General features: G+C 37.2%; 25 protein-coding genes, 2 tRNA genes and 1 other annotated feature. Of the genes, 22 read left to right on the top strand and 5 right to left on the bottom strand.

The features are described 5' to 3' along the window. The first annotated feature begins 7 nt into the window (after positions 1-7). The 10 genes from mltG to ACG72T_RS01880 all read left to right on the top strand — a co-directional run bounded on the left by mltG (position 8) and on the right by ACG72T_RS01880 (position 7,358). On the top strand, positions 8-1,171 hold the full coding sequence (gene mltG, locus ACG72T_RS01835; protein ID WP_395264247.1) for an endolytic transglycosylase MltG: 1,164 nt from the start codon (positions 8-10) through the stop codon (positions 1,169-1,171). A gap of 105 nt (positions 1,172-1,276) precedes the next feature. Continuing rightward, entirely contained in the window at positions 1,277-1,756 is a 480-nt protein-coding gene (gene greA / locus ACG72T_RS01840; RefSeq protein WP_395264249.1) for a transcription elongation factor GreA, read from the top strand. A 49-nt stretch (positions 1,757-1,805) separates the two neighbouring features. Continuing rightward, positions 1,806-2,102, top strand: coding sequence for a HesB/YadR/YfhF family protein (locus tag ACG72T_RS01845; protein WP_395264251.1), 297 nt, complete (start codon positions 1,806-1,808; stop codon positions 2,100-2,102). 36 nt (positions 2,103-2,138) lie between these two features. Continuing rightward, entirely contained in the window at positions 2,139-4,235 is a 2,097-nt protein-coding gene (locus ACG72T_RS01850; protein ID WP_395264473.1) for a peptidoglycan D,D-transpeptidase FtsI family protein, read from the top strand. An 87-nt stretch (positions 4,236-4,322) separates the two neighbouring features. Further along, the gene (rpmG, locus tag ACG72T_RS01855) at positions 4,323-4,472 is read left to right on the top strand and encodes a 50S ribosomal protein L33 (protein WP_010019383.1); all 150 of its coding nucleotides are present in this window, start codon (positions 4,323-4,325) and stop codon (positions 4,470-4,472) included. A gap of 48 nt (positions 4,473-4,520) precedes the next feature. Continuing rightward, positions 4,521-5,081 carry a 5-formyltetrahydrofolate cyclo-ligase gene (locus ACG72T_RS01860; RefSeq protein WP_395264254.1) on the top strand — a complete coding sequence of 187 codons (561 nt, stop codon included), beginning with the start codon at positions 4,521-4,523 and terminating at the stop codon, positions 5,079-5,081. Further along, a complete protein-coding gene (locus tag ACG72T_RS01865; protein WP_395264256.1) occupies positions 5,074-5,751 on the top strand; it encodes a rhomboid family intramembrane serine protease in 678 nt (225 codons plus the stop codon). Before ACG72T_RS01860 ends, ACG72T_RS01865 begins: the two co-directional genes overlap by 8 nt. A gap of 1 nt (position 5,752) precedes the next feature. Further along, positions 5,753-5,980 (top strand): YqgQ family protein, encoded by a 228-nt coding sequence (locus tag ACG72T_RS01870; protein WP_395264258.1) that lies wholly within the window; start codon positions 5,753-5,755, stop codon positions 5,978-5,980. After that, entirely contained in the window at positions 5,977-6,939 is a 963-nt protein-coding gene (locus tag ACG72T_RS01875) for an ROK family glucokinase (protein WP_395264260.1), read from the top strand. The genes ACG72T_RS01870 and ACG72T_RS01875 overlap by 4 nt, the downstream gene beginning before the upstream one ends. Positions 6,940-6,950: 11 nt before the next feature. Beyond that, positions 6,951-7,358: a rhodanese-like domain-containing protein gene (locus ACG72T_RS01880; protein ID WP_395264262.1), complete on the top strand. Its 408-nt coding sequence runs from the start codon at positions 6,951-6,953 to the stop codon at positions 7,356-7,358. 63 nt (positions 7,359-7,421) lie between these two features. On the opposite strand, the gene ACG72T_RS01885 is transcribed toward ACG72T_RS01880, so the two are convergent. After that, on the bottom strand, positions 7,422-7,616 hold the full coding sequence (locus ACG72T_RS01885) for a DUF3042 family protein (RefSeq protein ID WP_395264263.1): 195 nt from the start codon (positions 7,614-7,616) through the stop codon (positions 7,422-7,424). An 85-nt stretch (positions 7,617-7,701) separates the two neighbouring features. Here ACG72T_RS01885 and miaA point away from each other — a divergent pair, with 85 nt between their 5' ends. The 3 genes from miaA (at position 7,702) to ACG72T_RS01900 (ending at position 10,368) form a co-directional block, all read left to right on the top strand. After that, positions 7,702-8,628, top strand: a complete 927-nt coding sequence (gene miaA, locus ACG72T_RS01890; RefSeq protein ID WP_395264265.1) for a tRNA (adenosine(37)-N6)-dimethylallyltransferase MiaA — start codon at positions 7,702-7,704, stop codon at positions 8,626-8,628. Continuing rightward, on the top strand, positions 8,621-9,871 hold the full coding sequence (locus tag ACG72T_RS01895) for an aminotransferase class I/II-fold pyridoxal phosphate-dependent enzyme (protein WP_395264267.1): 1,251 nt from the start codon (positions 8,621-8,623) through the stop codon (positions 9,869-9,871). The genes miaA and ACG72T_RS01895 overlap by 8 nt, the downstream gene beginning before the upstream one ends. A gap of 365 nt (positions 9,872-10,236) precedes the next feature. Further along, positions 10,237-10,368 (top strand): hypothetical protein, encoded by a 132-nt coding sequence (locus ACG72T_RS01900; protein ID WP_395264269.1) that lies wholly within the window; start codon positions 10,237-10,239, stop codon positions 10,366-10,368. Positions 10,369-10,660: 292 nt separating this feature from the next. On the opposite strand, the gene ACG72T_RS01905 is transcribed toward ACG72T_RS01900, so the two are convergent. The 4 genes from ACG72T_RS01905 to ACG72T_RS01920 form a co-directional block, all read right to left on the bottom strand. Then, positions 10,661-10,734: transfer RNA gene (locus ACG72T_RS01905), tRNA-Arg, on the bottom strand. Positions 10,735-10,879: 145 nt separating this feature from the next. After that, positions 10,880-10,953, bottom strand: a tRNA-Arg gene (locus ACG72T_RS01910). Between the two features lie 125 nt (positions 10,954-11,078). After that, complete coding sequence (locus tag ACG72T_RS01915; RefSeq protein ID WP_395264271.1) at positions 11,079-11,201, bottom strand: hypothetical protein; 123 nt, start codon at positions 11,199-11,201, stop codon at positions 11,079-11,081. Between the two features lie 155 nt (positions 11,202-11,356). Continuing rightward, entirely contained in the window at positions 11,357-11,542 is a 186-nt protein-coding gene (locus ACG72T_RS01920) for a hypothetical protein (RefSeq protein WP_395264273.1), read from the bottom strand. 188 nt (positions 11,543-11,730) lie between these two features. On the opposite strand from ACG72T_RS01920, the gene ACG72T_RS01925 reads away from it, so the two are divergent. From ACG72T_RS01925 to nusB, 9 genes are all read left to right on the top strand, one after another. Then, on the top strand, positions 11,731-13,131 hold the full coding sequence (locus ACG72T_RS01925) for a carboxylesterase family protein (RefSeq protein ID WP_395264275.1): 1,401 nt from the start codon (positions 11,731-11,733) through the stop codon (positions 13,129-13,131). A 142-nt stretch (positions 13,132-13,273) separates the two neighbouring features. After that, complete coding sequence (locus ACG72T_RS01930) at positions 13,274-13,522, top strand: hypothetical protein (RefSeq protein WP_395264277.1); 249 nt, start codon at positions 13,274-13,276, stop codon at positions 13,520-13,522. 102 nt (positions 13,523-13,624) lie between these two features. Then, the gene (locus tag ACG72T_RS01935; protein WP_395264279.1) at positions 13,625-15,190 is read left to right on the top strand and encodes a hypothetical protein; all 1,566 of its coding nucleotides are present in this window, start codon (positions 13,625-13,627) and stop codon (positions 15,188-15,190) included. Positions 15,191-15,234: 44 nt separating this feature from the next. After that, positions 15,235-15,302 (top strand) — a sequence feature (ribosomal protein L21 leader region). 9 nt (positions 15,303-15,311) lie between these two features. Then, the gene (gene rplU, locus ACG72T_RS01940; RefSeq protein WP_395264281.1) at positions 15,312-15,623 is read left to right on the top strand and encodes a 50S ribosomal protein L21; all 312 of its coding nucleotides are present in this window, start codon (positions 15,312-15,314) and stop codon (positions 15,621-15,623) included. A 2-nt stretch (positions 15,624-15,625) separates the two neighbouring features. Further along, entirely contained in the window at positions 15,626-15,970 is a 345-nt protein-coding gene (locus ACG72T_RS01945) for a ribosomal-processing cysteine protease Prp (RefSeq protein ID WP_395264283.1), read from the top strand. Between the two features lie 12 nt (positions 15,971-15,982). Then, a complete protein-coding gene (gene rpmA / locus ACG72T_RS01950; RefSeq protein WP_395264285.1) occupies positions 15,983-16,255 on the top strand; it encodes a 50S ribosomal protein L27 in 273 nt (90 codons plus the stop codon). Positions 16,256-16,398: 143 nt separating this feature from the next. Then, positions 16,399-16,962 carry an elongation factor P gene (gene efp / locus ACG72T_RS01955; RefSeq protein WP_395264286.1) on the top strand — a complete coding sequence of 188 codons (564 nt, stop codon included), beginning with the start codon at positions 16,399-16,401 and terminating at the stop codon, positions 16,960-16,962. A 23-nt stretch (positions 16,963-16,985) separates the two neighbouring features. Beyond that, positions 16,986-17,405: an Asp23/Gls24 family envelope stress response protein gene (locus ACG72T_RS01960; RefSeq protein WP_395264287.1), complete on the top strand. Its 420-nt coding sequence runs from the start codon at positions 16,986-16,988 to the stop codon at positions 17,403-17,405. A gap of 5 nt (positions 17,406-17,410) precedes the next feature. Next, positions 17,411-17,815 (top strand): transcription antitermination factor NusB, encoded by a 405-nt coding sequence (gene nusB, locus ACG72T_RS01965; RefSeq protein WP_395264288.1) that lies wholly within the window; start codon positions 17,411-17,413, stop codon positions 17,813-17,815. Positions 17,816-17,821: the final 6 nt, after the last annotated feature.

Consider the following 17,821-nt stretch of genomic DNA (forward strand, 5'->3'; position numbering starts at 1 on the left):
CTGTGTCTTGAGCCAAAAGGATGAAAAAAAACAAGCGTTGAGACAAGAGTCTGACGATAAAGTGAAAACTCGGGCCGAAGAAAGAACCGTTGCAAACCACATTGCATACTGGATCGTTGGGGTTATTGCTGTTTTAGCAGTTGTCGTTGGAATTATCGGTTTCAATTATGTAAATAGTTCATTGCAACCATACAATGCCAATAGTAAAGATGAAGTGGTGGTTAAGATTCCCATCGGTTCTTCAAGCAAAGAGATTGCGAAGACTCTAGAAAAAGATAAGGTCATTAAGAGTGCGGCCGTCTTTAATTTCTACATCAAAGCTCAAAATTACACCGATTTTCAAGCCGGATATTATAGATTCAAGCAGTCTTGGGGCGTTAGTGATGTCGTCAAGCAATTGCAAAAGGGCGGTAGTGCCACTCCTCCAGCATCATCATCTGGAGATACAGTCTTAGTTCGTGAAGGTGTAACGATCGATCAAATCGGTGATGCTATTCAAAGCGGGACTAAGAAAACTTTGAAGTTCAAGAAGTCTGATTTCTTAAAATTAATGAAAGATCAAGCTTACTTGAAACAACTTCAAAAGAAATATCCTCAATTGCTCGATTCCACGATGGCTAAAAAGAACGTTCGTTATCATTTAGAGGGTTATTTATTCCCAGCTACGTATAGCGTTTATAAGGGTATGACTTTGAAGGAACTAGTTAACCAGATGGTTGAAAATGAAAATGAAAAGATGGAACCATATTTCTCAACTATCAAAGAAAAGGGTTATACTGTCCAAGAAGTTCTGACTATCGCTTCCTTAGTTGAACGTGAAGGTTTGGATACGACTAACCGTAAGAAGATTGCCGGTGTATTTTATAACCGTCTGGCAATTAATATGCCATTGCAATCTGATATTTCTGTAATGTATGCTTTGAATACTCATAAGACAAAATTGACCAACAAAGATACTAGTGTCAAATCGCCTTACAATTTGTATAAGAATGAAGGATATGGTCCTGGACCGTTCAATACTCCAAGTTTGGATTCAATTGAAGCTACCTTGAACCCATCTGACCGTGATCAAGATTATCTCTACTTCTTTGCTAATTTGAAGACTGGTAAGATCACTTACTCACATACTTTGGAAGAACATAACAGTCGATATGCAGAAACAGGTCAATAGTATATAATTAGTAATATAAAAGAATGTCATCTAGTCGTTATTGATTAGATGACATTTTGAAATTAAAAAATAATAAACAATGAATTTTGAAAGAGGTATTAGGAAATGGCAGATAGAAATTACCCTATGACAGCTGCTGGTCTACAAGATTTGAAGGATCAGCTTGAAGAATTGAAAAAGGTAAAACGTCCCGAAGTAATCAATCGAATTAAGATTGCTCGTGGATTCGGTGATCTTTCAGAAAATTCTGAATATTCAGCTGCTAAAGACGAACAAAGTGTTATTGAATCAAAGATTTCTGAAGTAACAGAACGTATCCAATATGCTGATGTTATTGATGTAGATAAAGTTGCCAATGATGAAATTTCAATTGGAAAGACCGTTACGGTACAAGAAGATGGTGAAGAACCTGACGTCTATACAATCGTCGGGGCATCTGAATCAGATCCTGATAATGGTAAGATTTCTAACGAATCTCCAATTGCCAAAGCTTTGATTGGTAAACATACTGGTGAAAAGGTAACCATTGAAACACCAGTTGGCAGTTACGATGTTACAGTTAAAGACGTTGCAGTTGCCGAATAGTATTGTTTTCTGCTATGTTTATCTTAATTAAAAAATTGAGGTGGGCAGCATGGAAATAGAACTAACTGACAGAGCAACAAAATGGTTTGAAGATGAATTAGGATTACAACCCGGTGATGGTGTACACTTTTACGGTAAGGTCTACGGCAAAACAATGGTCCACGAAGGCTTTTCAATTGCAATGCGTAAAGAAAAACCAGTTGATCCAGTGGCCGATACGGTTGTGCATGGAATCAGCTATTATATTACGGACAGCGATACATGGTTCTTTGCTCGCTATGACTTATTAGTAGAATATGACCCAGATTTGGATGGCCCCAAGTACATCTTTAAATCGAATGAATAATTATTTGCTTTTTGAAGGATAGATATGAGAAGAATACTGGATATAATAAAGAAAAGAACAGGTAGTCAAGCTAAGTCTACTATTCCATTTCGACTAAACCTGCTTTTTTTTATTGTCTTTGTCCTATTCGCAACCTTGGTCGGACAGTTGGCTTATCTCCAGATCGTTTATGGTGGTAAGTTCACAGCTGAAGTTGACAGAACAGATAAGACAGTAATGACAGGCAGTGTGCCACGTGGAATGATCTACGACTCAAAGGGAAGATTGCTAGTCGGCAATTCGACTTCTAATGCAATTACTTACACAAAGAGTGGTTCAGTTAAATCGAGTGATATATATACGATTGCTAACCGATTGACTAAGTACATAGCTATTACGCCAGATGATTTGACTGAACGTGATAAAGCAGATTATATCTTGGCAGCTCCGAATAAGTCAGCCAAGGTAGCTAAGCAAATGCCTAAGTCTTATCGAGTGGATTCAAATGGTGATGCACTCACTCCCAATAAGATATATTCAAACGAAGTTAAATATGTTCAGGCTCAAGGGATACATTTATCTGATAAAGATCTTCAAAGAGCTTCTTTATTTAAGAAAATGAGTTCAGCTTATTCACTTTCAACAGTGTTCTTAAAAGATAAAAATCTAAGTGCACGGGAAATTGCTGAAGTTAGTGAGCATTTGACTGAACTTCCTGGTATTAGTATCGGTAGCAATTGGAATCGTGATTACCCTCAAGGTAAATCGATTGCCAGTATTATTGGTGGCGTCTCGACTGAACAACAAGGTATCCCAGATGATGAGATCAACTCAATGTTAGCTTCTGGTTATTCAAGAAATGACCGAGTTGGTACAAGTTATTTGGAAAAAAATTATGAATCGATTCTTTCTGGTACTAAGAGTCAACGCCAAGTTCAAATTGGTTCCAACAATCAAATTAAGAAGAGCACCATTCTTTATAAAGGTCAAAAGGGTGGCAATCTTAATTTGACCATTGATTCGAGTTTCCAAAAGAAAGTTCAAGCTGATCTTGAGGAACAGTACAATGCAGCCAAGTCTGCTGGTATCACCCAATATTCTGACGGTGCTTATGCGGTTGTCTTGAATCCTAAGACCGGAGCAGTTTTAGCCATGGCTGGAATTCACAATAATCCGAAGACTGGTAAAACAACTGAAGATGCTCTAGGTGTTATCAACCGGACCTTCGTTATGGGTTCTGCTGTCAAAGGTGCGACTGTTTTAGGTGCAATGATGGATGGTGTTATTAGTCCAGAGAACAATACTCAAGCTGATGATCCTATTTATCTACCAGGTACACCGGTTAAGAAGTCTGTTTATCCAGCAGGCACGTTCGGTAGTTTGGATGCTATCCATGCGCTTCAATATTCATCTAATATTTATATGATGAACTTGGCCTTGAAGGAAGCCAAAGCTACCTATGTTCCAAATAAACAAATTACAATGAACTCGGATATTTTCTCGAAGTTACGTGGTTACTTCAATCAATTTGGACTCGGAGTTAAAACCGGAATCGATATTTCTGGTGAAACAACCGGTATCGAAGGTTCAACCCGTAATAGTGATGGCAGTTTGAAAACTGGTTCTGCACTTGACTTGTCGTACGGAAACTACGATGCTTATACGTTGATTGAAATGGCTCAATATATTTCAACAATTGCAAACGGCGGTTACCGTATGAAGCCTTATATCGTACAGTCCATTCAAAAGACAAAGGATGATGGAACGAAGGGTGCTTTAACTTCAGTAACTCAACCACAAGTCTTAAATAAAGTTGGCTTCACCCAAGATGAATTGAACGTTGTACGAAAAGGTATGTATGCCGCAGTTCACGGAAGTGGTTATTGGACAACTGCAACTAAGTTGAAAGATTTATCACCAGCTGTTGCTGCTAAGACTGGTACTGCCCAATCATTCTATTACGACCCTGATAATCCATCGAGTGATCCACCAGAAACAATCACAACTAGTTTGGTCAGTTTTGGACCTTATGATGATCCAAATGTTGCTATGGCAATCGTCTTTCCAAATCTAACCAGTGAGAATGGTAGTTACCCTAATTTGTTGGCACATCAAATTTATACTGATTATTACAAGATGACAGGCCAGAAATAATCTAAATTAAGCCTTTTAATATAGCGTAAAAAATGATATATTTAATTAGTTGAATTTAGTTAAGTTTTTATGAAAGGATGTTCCAATATGAGAGTTAATATAACAATGGAATGTACTTCATGTCATGAACGTACATATCTAACAAGCAAGAGCAAACGTAACAATCCCGATCGTCTTGAACTTAAGAAATATTGTCCACGCGAACGTACTGTTACATTGCACCGCGAAACAAAATAAACAACAGGTTAAAACCCCTGTTGTTTTTTTTACTAAGGGAGTGATCAGTTGGATAAGGTCAGTTTTAGAAAGCAACAAATCGATCTCGTCAGTGACTTTATGAAATCTGATAAAGCACAAAAAGAGATCAACGATCTCTATCGACAATTATTTGATAATTTGGATTTCCAAAATACTCCAAGTATTGGGATTACTTTGAGTATGAATAACGAAATACCAACATTTCCAATCATTAATCAATGTTTTGAAATGGGAAAAGATGTATATATTCCTAAAACATTCGATGATTATTCGATGACTTTCGTCAAATATACCAAGGACACGGAATTGGTTGAATCAAATTTTGGGATTAGAGAACCGAAGGATTATGAAAACAACATCATGGACCCACCGGATCTCTTGATCGTTCCTGGTTTGGCATATTCGAAAAATAATGATCGCTTAGGGTTTGGAGCCGGCTATTTTGATCGCTACCTAGCTAAGTATCCAACGAAGACAATTTCCTTAGCTCTATCCAAGCAATTCTATCAAGAGACACTTTGGCCCATCTATGTGCTAGACAAGCAAATTGATGAGGTTTTAGTCTCTACAGGTGAACCAAATGAATAGGCTCGATGAATTTAAAAGCTCGTATATGGCTTGGTCATTATTGATCTTAACGGTTTTCGTTTATCTGGTTGAGACTTTTAGTGGCGGTTCACAAAATACCCAGACCTTGATCTATTTGGGAGCAGAAGCCAACGTTTTGATTAGAGATGGTCAGTGGTGGCGACTGATTGCACCAATATTTTTACATATTGGTATCTTCCATATTCTGATGAATGGGTTTACACTATTCTATGTCGGTCGAATCCTAGAACCAGTCGTTGGTCATTGGCGCTTTCTTGTGATCTACATGGTGAGCGGGATTATCGGTAACTTAGCCAGTTTTGCTTTTGGAGCTGATAATGCTATCTCCGCTGGGGCAAGTACTTCCTTGTTTGGGATGTTTGGGGTATTTTTGTCTTTGGCCTTGATTTATCGAGAAAATCGTTTCTTATATGAACTGGGTAAAAGCTTTTTAGGATTGATCGTTATCAATTTGATCATGGATCTAACCATATCTGGGATTAATATCTGGGGTCATCTCGGTGGCGCATTAGGAGGGATTCTTTTGGGCTATGCCTGTGGTTTGCCAAATAGTAATCGTCCGAAGATGATCTATCGAATTTTAGTCATAGTGATAACTATAGTTGTTTCTTATCTTATGTATGCAAAGGGTATGATGTTTATTGGATAATATGAGCTTTAGAACTCTCTATGATGTCCAGCAGCTTTTGAAACGCTTTGGAACTTTTGTCCATGTTGGTAAAAGGATTTGGGACATCGAGCTGATGTCGAGTGAAGTAAAGCGCTTGTACGAAGGCGGATTAATTGATAAACAGACTTTTATTCGTGTTCAAATGGTCTTAAAACGGGAACACAGAAAAGAAGAGAAAAAAGAAGAAGAAAAGGACAGATCAAAGTGACAGAGAAAAAGTTAATCGGTGTTGACCTTGGTGGTACAACAATTAAATTTGCTATTCTTACTGATAAAGGTGAGATTCAACAAAAATGGAGTATTGAAACCAATATTCTATCTGATGGACAATTGATCATTCCTGATATCATTGATTCAATCAATCACCATATCAAGATGTATGACATGACTCCAGACCAATTTGACGGTATTGGACTAGGTTCACCTGGTACAATTGACCACCAAAAAGGAACAATCAAAGGTGCTTTTAACCTTAACTGGACTAATGAAGTTTATCCAGTGCGTGATATTCAAAAGGGTACTGGCTTACCAGTTGTAATCGAAAACGATGCTAACGTTGCTGCACTTGGCGAAAGATGGCAAGGTGCTGGTAACAACGCAAATGACGTTGTCTTTGTAACACTTGGAACTGGTGTTGGTGGTGGTATCATCACTAATGGAAAATTAGTTCAAGGTGCTAATGGTGCTGCAGGTGAAATCGGTCACGTTACCGTTGATCCTAATGGTTTCTTATGTACTTGTGGTAAGAGAGGCTGTTTGGAAACAATCGCTTCAGCTACTGGTATCGTTCGTGTGGCTAGAGACCGTGCTTCAGAATACGCTGGCAACTCACAATTGAAGGCCATGCTTGATGATGGTCAAGATATCTCCGCTAAAGATGTTTTCGATCTAGCTAAAGAAAATGATGATTTAGCTTTGATGGTTGCCGATTATGTTTGCGAATCACTTGGATTTGTGCTTGGAAACATCGCTAATACTTTGAATCCTAAGTACATCGTCATTGGTGGTGGAGTTTCTGCTGCTGGTGAATTCCTACGTGCTAAGGTTGAAAAGGCGCTTCGTACTAACTTATTCCCAACAATCAGAGATACAACTGAGTTGAAGTTGGCTAGTTTAGGTAATGGTGCCGGAGTTATCGGTGCTGCTTCATTGATTAAAGTTGATTAGGGGTTTTGTTGATGCAAGTTTTAAATGCAGTTTTGTATGTTATTGTAATCGGATTTTTAATCTATTGGGTCGGTTCTTGGCTATATTACATGCTTAAAGGCCGTAGTATGGGTGGAGCACTCGACCAAAAGACATTTGAGGAATCGATGCGCAAAGCTCAAATTGTTGATTTAAGAGAGAAAAATGCCTTTGACGCTAAACATATTTTAGGTGCCAGAAATTTGCCATATTCACAATTAAAGTACAATGAGGGTGAATTGAGACCAGATCTTCCGGTTTACTTATATAGTGACAATAAAAATATGTGCGTTCGTGCAGCTCTTAAGTTACAAAAGAAGTGGGGCTTTACTGACGTTAAGTGGTTGTCTGACCGTTTCAACGACTGGGAAGGTAAGACTAAGAAGACTACTAAAATTTAAAAAAATGCTGTGCAGAGATTATTCTGACACAGCATTTTTTATTATATATAATAGTTAAGTGGATTAGCCTTGATGTGCTTGTAGACTCTTACGGTTAGCACGTCTGCGGTTGGATTCGATTCTTTCGTTTTCATCGTTTTCAGGTTCAATGACCTTTTTTTGAAAAGCATGCAATGCACCATAAACTGCGGTAGCAGTTGTTAGTGAACCAACAAGGAACCCTTTAACAAAACGAAAATGTTTTTGTTTTTTTGCCATAATAATATTCCTCCTGTCTTTAATTCTCATTATGGCTTATTTCGATTAAAATATCTATAAAAGACTGTCTAAGAGAGGTAATTTTTTGATAAAAGTTGTTGCAATTGTAGGACCCACCGCCGTAGGTAAGAGTGCCCTGGGTTTAAAATTAGCCCAAAAATTTCAAGGGGAAATCATTTCTGGAGATTCCATGCAGATTTATCGTCATTTAGATATTGGCACAGCTAAGGATTCTCCAGCAGAATTGCAGGCGGTCCCACATCATTTGGTCGATATCTGCGATCCCTCTCAACGCTATACCGTAAAAGATTTTCAAACGAAAGCTCGGAGTATCATTACTCAACTTTCAGCGGAACAGAAATTACCATTAGTAGTTGGGGGAACTGGTTTTTATTTGAGTTCGTTGATCAATAATCTAAACCTCGGTGGTGATGAAAAAATTGACCAGAATATTCGTCAAAAATTGATGGCACTGGAACAAGCCGGAGAAATTGAAAAACTTCAAGCAATTTTAAAAGGTACAGATAAAAGAGCTTATGAACAAATTGATATTGATAATTCCAGACGTTTGATCCGGGCAATTGAAGTGAAATTGACCACTGGTCGTTCTATCGTTGACCAAGAGAATGGACATACTTGGGCTGACTTTTATTTGGTTGGTTTGACAGACGATCGCCAGAAACTCTACCAAAGGATCGATTCTAGGGTAGATAAGATGGTGGAGCTGGGACTTTTGGAAGAAGCACGATATGTTTATCAGCACCGGGATAGCTTTTTACAAGCTAAGAATGGAATCGGCTATAAAGAGTTGTTTCCTTACTTTGCAAAAGAATCTGATTTAGAGAGCTGTTTAACGGAACTGAAGAAGAATTCTCGACACTTTGCCAAACGTCAGTTGACATATTTCCGTAATCAAATGTCGGTAGATTGGTATAATATTAGTGATGAACCAGATTATCAAACGGTAATTGAGGGGAAAATACGAGATTTCATGGAGGGAAAAAATGTCTAAATGGAATGCAGAATTTCCAGATAAATTAAAACAAGTGATTGCAGACGTCGATGCGCAAATTGCACCTAAATTGGCCCAAATCGATGAGCAAGTCTTGGACAATCAAAACAAAGTCCTGGCAGCTTTTCGCAAGGAAAGTATCGATGAGTCGAGTCTACTAGGGACAACTGGTTATGGTGACGATGATCGTGGCCGTGATCAACTAGAAGCTGTTTATGCTGATGTCTTTCATACTGAAGCTGCTTTAGTTCGGCCACAATTTGTTTCCGGAACACATACCTTGGCTACAGCCTTGTTTGGACTTTTGCGTCCGGGAGACAATCTCTTGTATGTGACCGGTGAACCTTACGATACGATGCAAGAAGTCATCGGGACTGCTGGCAATAAAAAAGGCTCATTGATCGACTATCAAATTGGATTTGATTTTGTAAAAATGGCTGGCGATAAGGTCGATTATGAGTTGATGAAACAAAAGATAACTGAACAAAAGCCAAAAGTGATTGCCATCCAAAGATCACGTGGTTATTCGACACGTAAGAGTTTGACTGTTAAAGAGATTGCAGAGATCATTAAGCAGATCAGAACCGTCTCGAAGGCAACCGTTTTTGTCGATAATTGTTATGGTGAATTTTCCGAGGAAATCGAACCAACTGACGTCGGCGCAGACTTAATGGCCGGTTCTTTGATTAAGAATGCTGGTGGTGGCTTGGCTAAAGTCGGTGGCTATATCGTCGGCAAAAAAGAATTAGTTGAATTAGCAAGTTATCGTCTGACCGCACCTGGTATCGGAGCCTCAGAAGGGGCTACAATCGATCGTCAGGCTGAAATGTTCCAAGGATTCTTCCTAGCACCTAGAGTGACTGGAAATGCCATCAAGGGAGCAATTTTTGAAGCAGCCATCTTTGAAAAATTGGGATTGAACGTATCGCCTAAGTGGAATGATGATCGTACAGATTTGATTCAAACGATTGAATTTGGCGATCCCGACAAGATGGTACAATTCGCACGAGTTGTTCAAAAATTCTCACCAATTGATTCAAATGTTTCCCCTGTTCCTAGTGCTATGTCGGGATATGAGGACCAAGTTATTATGGCCGCAGGGACGTTTGTATCAGGTGCAAGTATCGAATTTTCTTGTGATGGACCAATGCGGGCTCCATATATCATCTACATTCAAGGCGGATTGACCTACGAGCATGTGAAGATTGCTATTTCCAATGCTTGTAAAGAATTATTCTTTTAAAAGTTAGACTACTCTTCAGGAGTAGTTTTTTTTTGCCCAAAATGCGAACAATCGGCTGAAAAATTAGTTAGTTCTAAATATAATAATATTTTTATTATTGCATCCTTTAAAAATATGAAAATAGGGATATTTTTATGCTTCGTTAAAGAAGTCTGATTTACAAGTCAGAACATTTAGAAATTAGTCTCAACTAACTAATGTATTTGCCTTGTTTCTTACAATAAATTAGTTGACTTCATTGGGAAACAAATAAAAAGTTTACGAACTATATCATGATACGAAAATAAAAAAGTTTGGGTATTTTCCTTGATTTTATTTATAATCCGAGTATGATTAAGAATCATAATTAATTGGAGGTAAGCAATATGAGATATAAAGTTACTTTAGACACGAAACGTCAATTGTTTACCGTATATGATAAGAAAAACAAACGGGTTTCTGCATGCGGTAAGTCAATTGAAGAAGCTATGAATAAATTGTTGAAGATGGTTGCATAGTATAGTCAATTATCATTTTTTAACAGGAATGTAATTTAGAATACAGTTTTTTTACAACTGTCGTTAAAAATAGATTTCTGGCTTAAGAGATGTTATATTGAATTTGCAACGAGAGTTGCGTTTTTATCCTCAACAATAATAATTAATAAGAGTCAATTCCTTTTGTGGAATTGGCTTTTTATTTTATAGTATTAGGTGAGCTAAAGAAACAAGAATTAAGTACAAAAAAAGCCCACGATCGTTGATTTATCAATAATCATGAGCTAATAGTGATTCTAAGGCAATAAAAAAATGTCACAGGTGAGATTCGAACTCACGACCTACGGTTTAGAAGACCGTTGCTCTATCCAACTGAGCCACTGTGACATCACTCGTACTATTATAGAGAAAAGTACTTAAAGTTGCAACGAGAAAATTGAAATTAATTAATATTTTTTTTGAAACGATTTTCCCAACAAAAAAGCCGATAACGACTGACTTATCAGTAATTATCGACTTATTCATATTTTAGTGTCACAGGTGAGATTCGAACTCACGACCTACGGTTTAGAAGACCGTTGCTCTATCCAACTGAGCCACTGTGACATCACTTGTATTATTATAGTGAAAGGTGTTGCAGGCTGTCAATCCAAAAAAGATAATTTGTGCAAGAAAAAAGGTTCACTTTTAAATAAGTGAACCATCCCTAATAATAATTTACTAAAATGACATCATTTGCTAGAAATAAAGGCTTTATTTTCGCCTTCAAGTTCAGCCAAAATTTCTCTATCTTTTGTGGAAGTGTTGGTTTTTTCGGCCTTTATTAACGATTTGATAAATTCTACTATTTTCATAATCTTCATCTCCGAAATAACAGCAGCTTTTAATGTCATCAGAATCTGGACAGAACACCTATTAGGTAAGGCTTCCACCCCTTACCTCAGTTCTTATTATAACAGAATTATTACAATTGTTACAAAAATATTACTTTTGGCATAATAAAATTATTTTAGGGTTGAATCAGTTCCTTGCGTCGGTTATCAATGATCTTTTGTAATTCTTTCAGATCATCTAAAGTTGACTTTTTACGGATAAAACTTCTTGCTGAAGAACGCATGGCAATATAATTAGCGCGTTCGCGGTGATTTTTGTGCCATTTTTCGTTAGCACGTTTTTGTGCATCTGTTAATACCATATATTTCTCTCCCTTAAAAAACATATCTCTGAAATTATATACAATGTCATTTTAGTAAACAAGGAAAATTATGAATAAATTTATATAAAATTCTTGTAAAAATGTTTACATAAAAATCTTGTGCATTCATATCATTAGTTTAAAATATTATCTAAATTGATATTTTGTTCATTGGGGGTTTATTTTAAATGAAGAAGATAATAAAAACAACTACTGGGACATTTCATGGCATTATGAGCGGCCATCATCTGGATTTCTTAGGAATTCCGTTTGGATACGGACGCCGTTTTAAACGTGCTGAAGAATTCTCGATGGCTAAATTTGGATCAAATGAAGTCAATAAAATGCATTATGCAGTTCATCATGGTATTCAGCCCATGCAAGATGAGGCGCTTGAGCAAAATAATCAAGTCCGTTTTGGCGAGAACTGTTTAAACTTAAATATCAGTACCCCTGATGTCGACGGTAAGTTCCCAATTGTGATCGAACTCTATGGCGGCGGCTTCTTACGGGGTGGCAACTATCAGCCGCAAATGACTTGGCTAGATCAACAGCCCGTCGTCCACGTAACTCCTAATTATCGTTTAGGCCTTTTTGGTTGGGGGGTAATCGATGGTGGGGATACTAACGTCGGTTTATCTGATCAGTTATTAGCCATCCAGTGGGTCTTAGACAATGCCCAAAGTTTTGGGGGAGATGTCAATAATGTTTCCTTAGCTGGCTTGTCCGCTGGTGCTAAGTCGATTTCAGCGTTAATGGCATCTAATTCGCCGATGCTTGATCGGATTCAAAAGATCATGCTCTTTTCCGGAGGAGTACAGACGATCCGTGATTTAAAGACGGCCCAAAAAGTGATCGAACGGATATGTCAGACTAATAAAATCAAGACTAGCAAGGATCTTTTCAATCTGACCGATGATGGTCTGCAACTAGTCCAAAGTAAACTCGTCGCTGATCATACAGCAACTAATTGGTTTGGTCCTGTGATAGATGATGATTTGATCAGTCAAGATTGGTCTGATAAGTTATTGCAACGTCTGTCGCGGACACATTTTAAGACAATTATTTCAGCTGGAACTAATGAGTTGGGTGATTATAAGAAGTTTGGTATCAATCATTTGGAAGAGGAAATAATCCCAGATTTGTTTGGTAAAAATGCCGAGGTCTTAAAAAAGCAACTTCTGCCAGAGACTTTTTCCAAGAATGACTTCGTACAAATGCTTGGTACAGCCATGTATCGTTTACCAGCAAGACGCTTAGCAGATCTTTTGGCCTCACAACCAGCGGCTGAAGTTTACTGCAATTCCGAAAGTGTTTTCGAAGGTCATCACGGCGGCTTAATTAAGTACCTGAATTTGCCAGAAGCTCAACTGAATATTGACTATCGTAAGAATCGTGAATATCTGTTGGAATTATTGTTAGAATTTATTAACACTGGTAAACCATATTCCGAAGCAATCAAGTATGAATGGCCACTCTTTGATCAGGACCGATTAGTTTTAGAGAGTGATGCTGACGATTTAAAGAGCGTTTCGGTTATCGATCATCGTATTCCGGAAGGGTTACCTTGGCAATCTTATAAATTATAAAAAAATAAATGCCTATATAACAGTGAACTTAATTATTTAATATAAATCCTCTCTTGCAAAGCCGATAATTAACATTTACAATACTCGTCGGAGTGTATAAAGTTTAAGCGTATTATTGTGCTGGAATTTTAGAGGTGGAGATTTGAGAAGAAAGTTTTCGTTTATTATTACAATTGCTTTCATTCTAGTTGATGTTGTTGCAGCCTTTTTAACACAACAGGCAATTATTAGTAATTTAATGGGGATTTTGATCGGTATTAGTTTAATCGTTGCCTTAGCGTTGATTACCAGAATTATCAAAAACTGGAATTTGCCACGGGGCAAATATGTCATCGCAACGATTTTCTTCTTTCTGATCTTAGGAAGATTAGTTATAACTACCTTAGCGTAGATAAAAAATTGAATATTTCGTCATAGGATTGTGTGAGAATTAATCTACGCAGTCCTTTTTTAGTATAATGAAATCATAGTTTTGATTTTAAAGGAGTTACCCATGCCAAAGCTTTCTGGGAAAAATATTATTTTAGGTCTTTTATTTTTAGGGTTGAGTATTTTTTATAGCATTATTTTTTTACAACATATCGATTTCAGCCAGACAACGATTTTTAATCTCGTCCATTTGAAAAGTTTGGGTAACGTCTTCACTTCACCGATAAATTTTGACTATTGGAATCATTCGGGTTCACAGATCAATTTATTCAGTCCTTGGCTGAGTTTGCTGCCAGGGTGGTTATTGGTCAGTCTGGACACTTATTTTGGTTTTATCGTCTATTTTGGGCTGATAACTTTTTTGACATTATTGAGTGCATATTTTTATATGAACAAATTTGCCAATAACACGTTTGAGGCTCTATTCTTTGCTGTTTTTTATACTTTTTCAATTGGCCGTTTCAATTTGATCTTTCATCAGCAGCGGATTGAGAACTATCTGGTCTTGATTTTTCTACCGATGGTTTATTACGGAGTAAATTTGTTTTTTAAGAATCAGCGTTGGCAAACATTGACTTGGGGTTGTGGATTAACTTTCTTGACAGCACCTTATATGGCGATTGTGGTCGTTTTAACCATACTACCCATATACTTCCTAGTACTATTTAAAAAATCGACTCACAGCTGGAAATATTGGCGAAAATTGGCGTTGAATTCTTTGATCGTTTTAGGGATGTCAGTCTTAATTTCAGTCGGATTTGTGGGACCCATGCTGCAAGTTCAACTGTCTAGGCCCCTAGTACAGACGCCGATTAAAAATATCGATTATCAACAGTGGTTCCAACGGCTTAATTTACCAGCAGTACAAGTGTATTTGTTGATAGGAATAGCTTTTTTGCTACTATTAGTCGTTATCGTGACTTTCCTTAAGAGCCGTTTCAGTTATAAGATAATGATCTTAGAAATGATCCCCCTAACTGTGATTTCACTGATCAAGTTGCCGAAGTTTGATTTAGATTACTCTCGATTGATTTTTTCAGCACAAATTATTTTGGAATTATTTCTCATAATTTTAATATGTCGGATAGTTATTTTGGTTTTCCAAGAATTTCCAAGTTTGATCAAATTAATTCTCATGGTCGTAACAATCGGTGCGATGATTTTCTTGACGATCAATCAAGCAGCTCAAATTCACCCTCAGACTAATTTAACAGCGGCCCAGAATTTTGATTATCAAAAGTTCATTGTGAATTACCATGATCAAGCGGCTAATGGCCGTAATATTGTTTTAGTAGACCATGAACCGGTGAAAGTTTCATACCATACTAAGCCTAATAATTATTGGCTTCAATATTACGATACCGGGACTTCTATTCTGGACTTGCCAATCCAAAATTATGACGCCTTTAACGTTCAGCTCAATAATGAGGCGGTGAAAGTTTTCAAGTCAGCTCGTCAGACAATCAGTTTAAAGACGCAACCGAACAAGAATATTATTGAGATTCAGTCAGGCTATAATGTAGTTGGAATCGTTTCATTATTGATCAGTTTGTTAGGTTTTCTAGGGTTAAGTTATTGCTCCTGGCCAAAGAGTCGGTTTTTCAGCAAAAAAAGTCCTAAGAAGAGTTGAAAAAGCAAGTAAAATTTGCTATATTTTATAAGTTGCAATCACTATTGCATCTACAACCGCTCAAAATCGGGTTTAAGCTTAGTGCACCTGATTGGCGAGTCTTAGAAGGGAGTGTACGCTTATGTACGCAATTATTAAAACTGGTGGTAAGCAATATAAAGTTGAAGAAAATGCTTCAATTTATGTTGAAAAGCTTGATGTCAAAGAAGGGGACGCAGTTACATTTGATGATGTAATCTTAGTTTCTGACGGCGACAACATTAAGATTGGTAGCCCTGTAGTTTCAGGCGCTAGTGTTTCTGGTAAGGTTGAAAAACAAGGTAAGGAAAAGAAAGTTGTTACTTACAAGTACAAACCTAAGAAGCATTCACATACAAAGACTGGTCACCGTCAACCATATACAAAGGTACTTATCGACAGTATCAAGGCTTAATCATGATTAAAGCAAGTTTTCACCAGAATTCAGATCAGAAGATTGATTCCTTTTTAATTAAAGGACATGCTGATTCGGGCCCTTATGGTCAAGATTTAGTTTGTGCCGCAGTATCGGCGGTGACAATTGGAACAATCAATAATCTGGAAAAACTGACTGAGGTTAAACCTCAAGTTGTCATGGATGAAGTAAACGGTGGGCATCTCGGATGCCAATTTGACAAAGCGATATCACATGATACTGCCTTGTTATTGGATAATCTATTTTGGATTCTTAAAGATATTGAAAATAGTTATTCCAAAAACATTGAAGTTCAAGTACAAAAAAATAAGATAGATCTTGATTAGGAGGTAAACTTCATGCTTAAGATGAATTTACAATTTTTCTCTCACCATAAGGGTGGTGGATCAACAAGTAACGGCCGTAACTCTGCAGGTCGTAGATTAGGTGCAAAACGTGCTGATGGCCAAGCTATCAAAGCTGGTTCAATTATTTACAGACAACGTGGTACAAAGATTCACCCAGGTACAAACGTTGGACGTGGTGGCGACGATACATTGTTCGCTCTTACAGATGGCGTTGTTAAGTTCGAAAGACTTGGCAAAGACAAGAGAAAAGTTTCAGTATACTAAAATATTGATAAAAAAGAGGACAATGTTCCTCTTTTTTTTATATAATAAGGTTGAGTTATTGCCATTAACCAGTAAATATTGGTAAGATAATGTATAGTGTTTTTTAATTGGCAAAAACAGTGAATTAATCAAGGGAGAAAAAAATGGCTATTTCAGTAAATGATTTTAAAAATGGTTTAACAATTGAAGTAAAAGATGGGATTTGGCGTGTTATTGAATTTCAACATGTTAAGCCAGGTAAAGGTAGCGCCTTTGTTCGTTCAAAGTTAAAGAACTTGAGAACCGGTGCTGTTCAAGAAATGACTTTCAGATCAACTGCTAAGGTTGAAAAAGCCAACATTGAAAATAAAAAGATGCAATATCTATATGCCGATGGTGAAAACCACGTCTTCATGGATACTACAACTTACGAACAATTAACTATTCCTGCAGAACAAATTCAAGATGAATTGAAATACTTGAAGGAAAACATGGAAGTTAATATTATGATGTACAACGGTGAAACACTTGGGGTTGATGTACCTAACACAGTTGATCTTAAAGTTGTCGAAACTGAAGCTTCAATCAAAGGTGATACACAATCAGGTGGTTCAAAACCAGCTACAATGGAAACAGGATTAGTTGTGCAAGTACCTTTCTTCGTTAACGAAGGCGACATGTTAACTGTTAATACACAAGATGGTACTTACATTTCACGTGCTAATTAATAACTGATTATGGAGATAAGTTTATGGCTGAACAAAAATATGTTTCTCTACAACAAGATAGTGGAAAAATAAACGGTAATGTTGAAATATCACATCAAGTTATTGAGATCCTCTTGGGAATTGCAACCAACCAAGTCGATGGCGTCTATGAAATGCGTGGAACTATTTCAAGTCGGATAGATTCACTCTTTGGACGGATCAACCATGGTAAGGGTGTTGATGTTTCATTTGATGAAGATAAAATATCGGCCGATGTATATGTATATCTTGAATACGGCGTATCGATTCCAAAGGTGTCCTTGGAGATCCAAAAATCAGCCATTGAACAACTTGAATTCATGACCGATTTAGATTTAAGTGAAATTAATGTGCATGTTGTCGGTTTGATCGCAAAAAGAGAAACTGGCGAAATAGACCGTGTAACAACAGACGAAAAGGAATAATACTAGTGATAAGTAGACATAAGATCAGAGAACTAGCAGTTCAATCACTATTTTCCATTGAAACGACTCAGGAGACTCCCGAACTTGCAATCGCATCTACCATGCAATTATGTGATTTAAATGACGAGACAGTCCCTGATTATTTGACATTCTTAGTTTCTGGTGCCGTAGAACACCAAGCAGAACTCGATTCACAAATCGCCAAATATTTGAAGAATAAATGGACGGTGCAACGTTTGTCTCGAATTGATCGAGCAATTTTGCGTGTCGGTCTATTTGAAATGGAAAACAGTTTAGAAGTACCAAAGAAAGTCGCAATTGACGAAGCTATCGAAATTGCTGGCGACTTTGGCGACAAGGACTCTAAGTCCTTTGTTAATGGGATTTTATCTAATTTTGTAGAAGGGTAAAGGCTG

Origin of the sequence: Companilactobacillus sp. FL22-1 (assembly GCF_043951805.1) — a bacterium.
Taxonomy (GTDB): domain Bacteria; phylum Bacillota; class Bacilli; order Lactobacillales; family Lactobacillaceae; genus Companilactobacillus.

Excerpts from the sequence above, each read along its gene's own strand:
- greA (WP_395264249.1), top strand. The coding sequence starts at position 1,277 with ATGGCAGATAGAAATTACCCTATGACAGCTGCTGGTCTACAAGATTTG.
- ACG72T_RS01845 (WP_395264251.1), top strand. The coding sequence starts at position 1,806 with ATGGAAATAGAACTAACTGACAGAGCAACAAAATGGTTTGAAGATGAA.
- rpmG (WP_010019383.1), top strand. The coding sequence starts at position 4,323 with ATGAGAGTTAATATAACAATGGAATGTACTTCATGTCATGAACGTACA.
- ACG72T_RS01865 (WP_395264256.1), top strand. The coding sequence starts at position 5,074 with ATGAATAGGCTCGATGAATTTAAAAGCTCGTATATGGCTTGGTCATTA.
- ACG72T_RS01870 (WP_395264258.1), top strand. The coding sequence starts at position 5,753 with ATGAGCTTTAGAACTCTCTATGATGTCCAGCAGCTTTTGAAACGCTTT.
- ACG72T_RS01880 (WP_395264262.1), top strand. The coding sequence starts at position 6,951 with ATGCAAGTTTTAAATGCAGTTTTGTATGTTATTGTAATCGGATTTTTA.
- ACG72T_RS01885 (WP_395264263.1), bottom strand. The coding sequence starts at position 7,616 with ATGGCAAAAAAACAAAAACATTTTCGTTTTGTTAAAGGGTTCCTTGTT.
- ACG72T_RS01895 (WP_395264267.1), top strand. The coding sequence starts at position 8,621 with ATGTCTAAATGGAATGCAGAATTTCCAGATAAATTAAAACAAGTGATT.
- ACG72T_RS01900 (WP_395264269.1), top strand. The coding sequence starts at position 10,237 with ATGAGATATAAAGTTACTTTAGACACGAAACGTCAATTGTTTACCGTA.
- ACG72T_RS01915 (WP_395264271.1), bottom strand. The coding sequence starts at position 11,201 with ATGAAAATAGTAGAATTTATCAAATCGTTAATAAAGGCCGAAAAAACC.
- ACG72T_RS01920 (WP_395264273.1), bottom strand. The coding sequence starts at position 11,542 with ATGGTATTAACAGATGCACAAAAACGTGCTAACGAAAAATGGCACAAA.
- ACG72T_RS01925 (WP_395264275.1), top strand. The coding sequence starts at position 11,731 with ATGAAGAAGATAATAAAAACAACTACTGGGACATTTCATGGCATTATG.
- ACG72T_RS01935 (WP_395264279.1), top strand. The coding sequence starts at position 13,625 with ATGCCAAAGCTTTCTGGGAAAAATATTATTTTAGGTCTTTTATTTTTA.
- rplU (WP_395264281.1), top strand. The coding sequence starts at position 15,312 with ATGTACGCAATTATTAAAACTGGTGGTAAGCAATATAAAGTTGAAGAA.
- ACG72T_RS01945 (WP_395264283.1), top strand. The coding sequence starts at position 15,626 with ATGATTAAAGCAAGTTTTCACCAGAATTCAGATCAGAAGATTGATTCC.
- rpmA (WP_395264285.1), top strand. The coding sequence starts at position 15,983 with ATGCTTAAGATGAATTTACAATTTTTCTCTCACCATAAGGGTGGTGGA.
- efp (WP_395264286.1), top strand. The coding sequence starts at position 16,399 with ATGGCTATTTCAGTAAATGATTTTAAAAATGGTTTAACAATTGAAGTA.
- ACG72T_RS01960 (WP_395264287.1), top strand. The coding sequence starts at position 16,986 with ATGGCTGAACAAAAATATGTTTCTCTACAACAAGATAGTGGAAAAATA.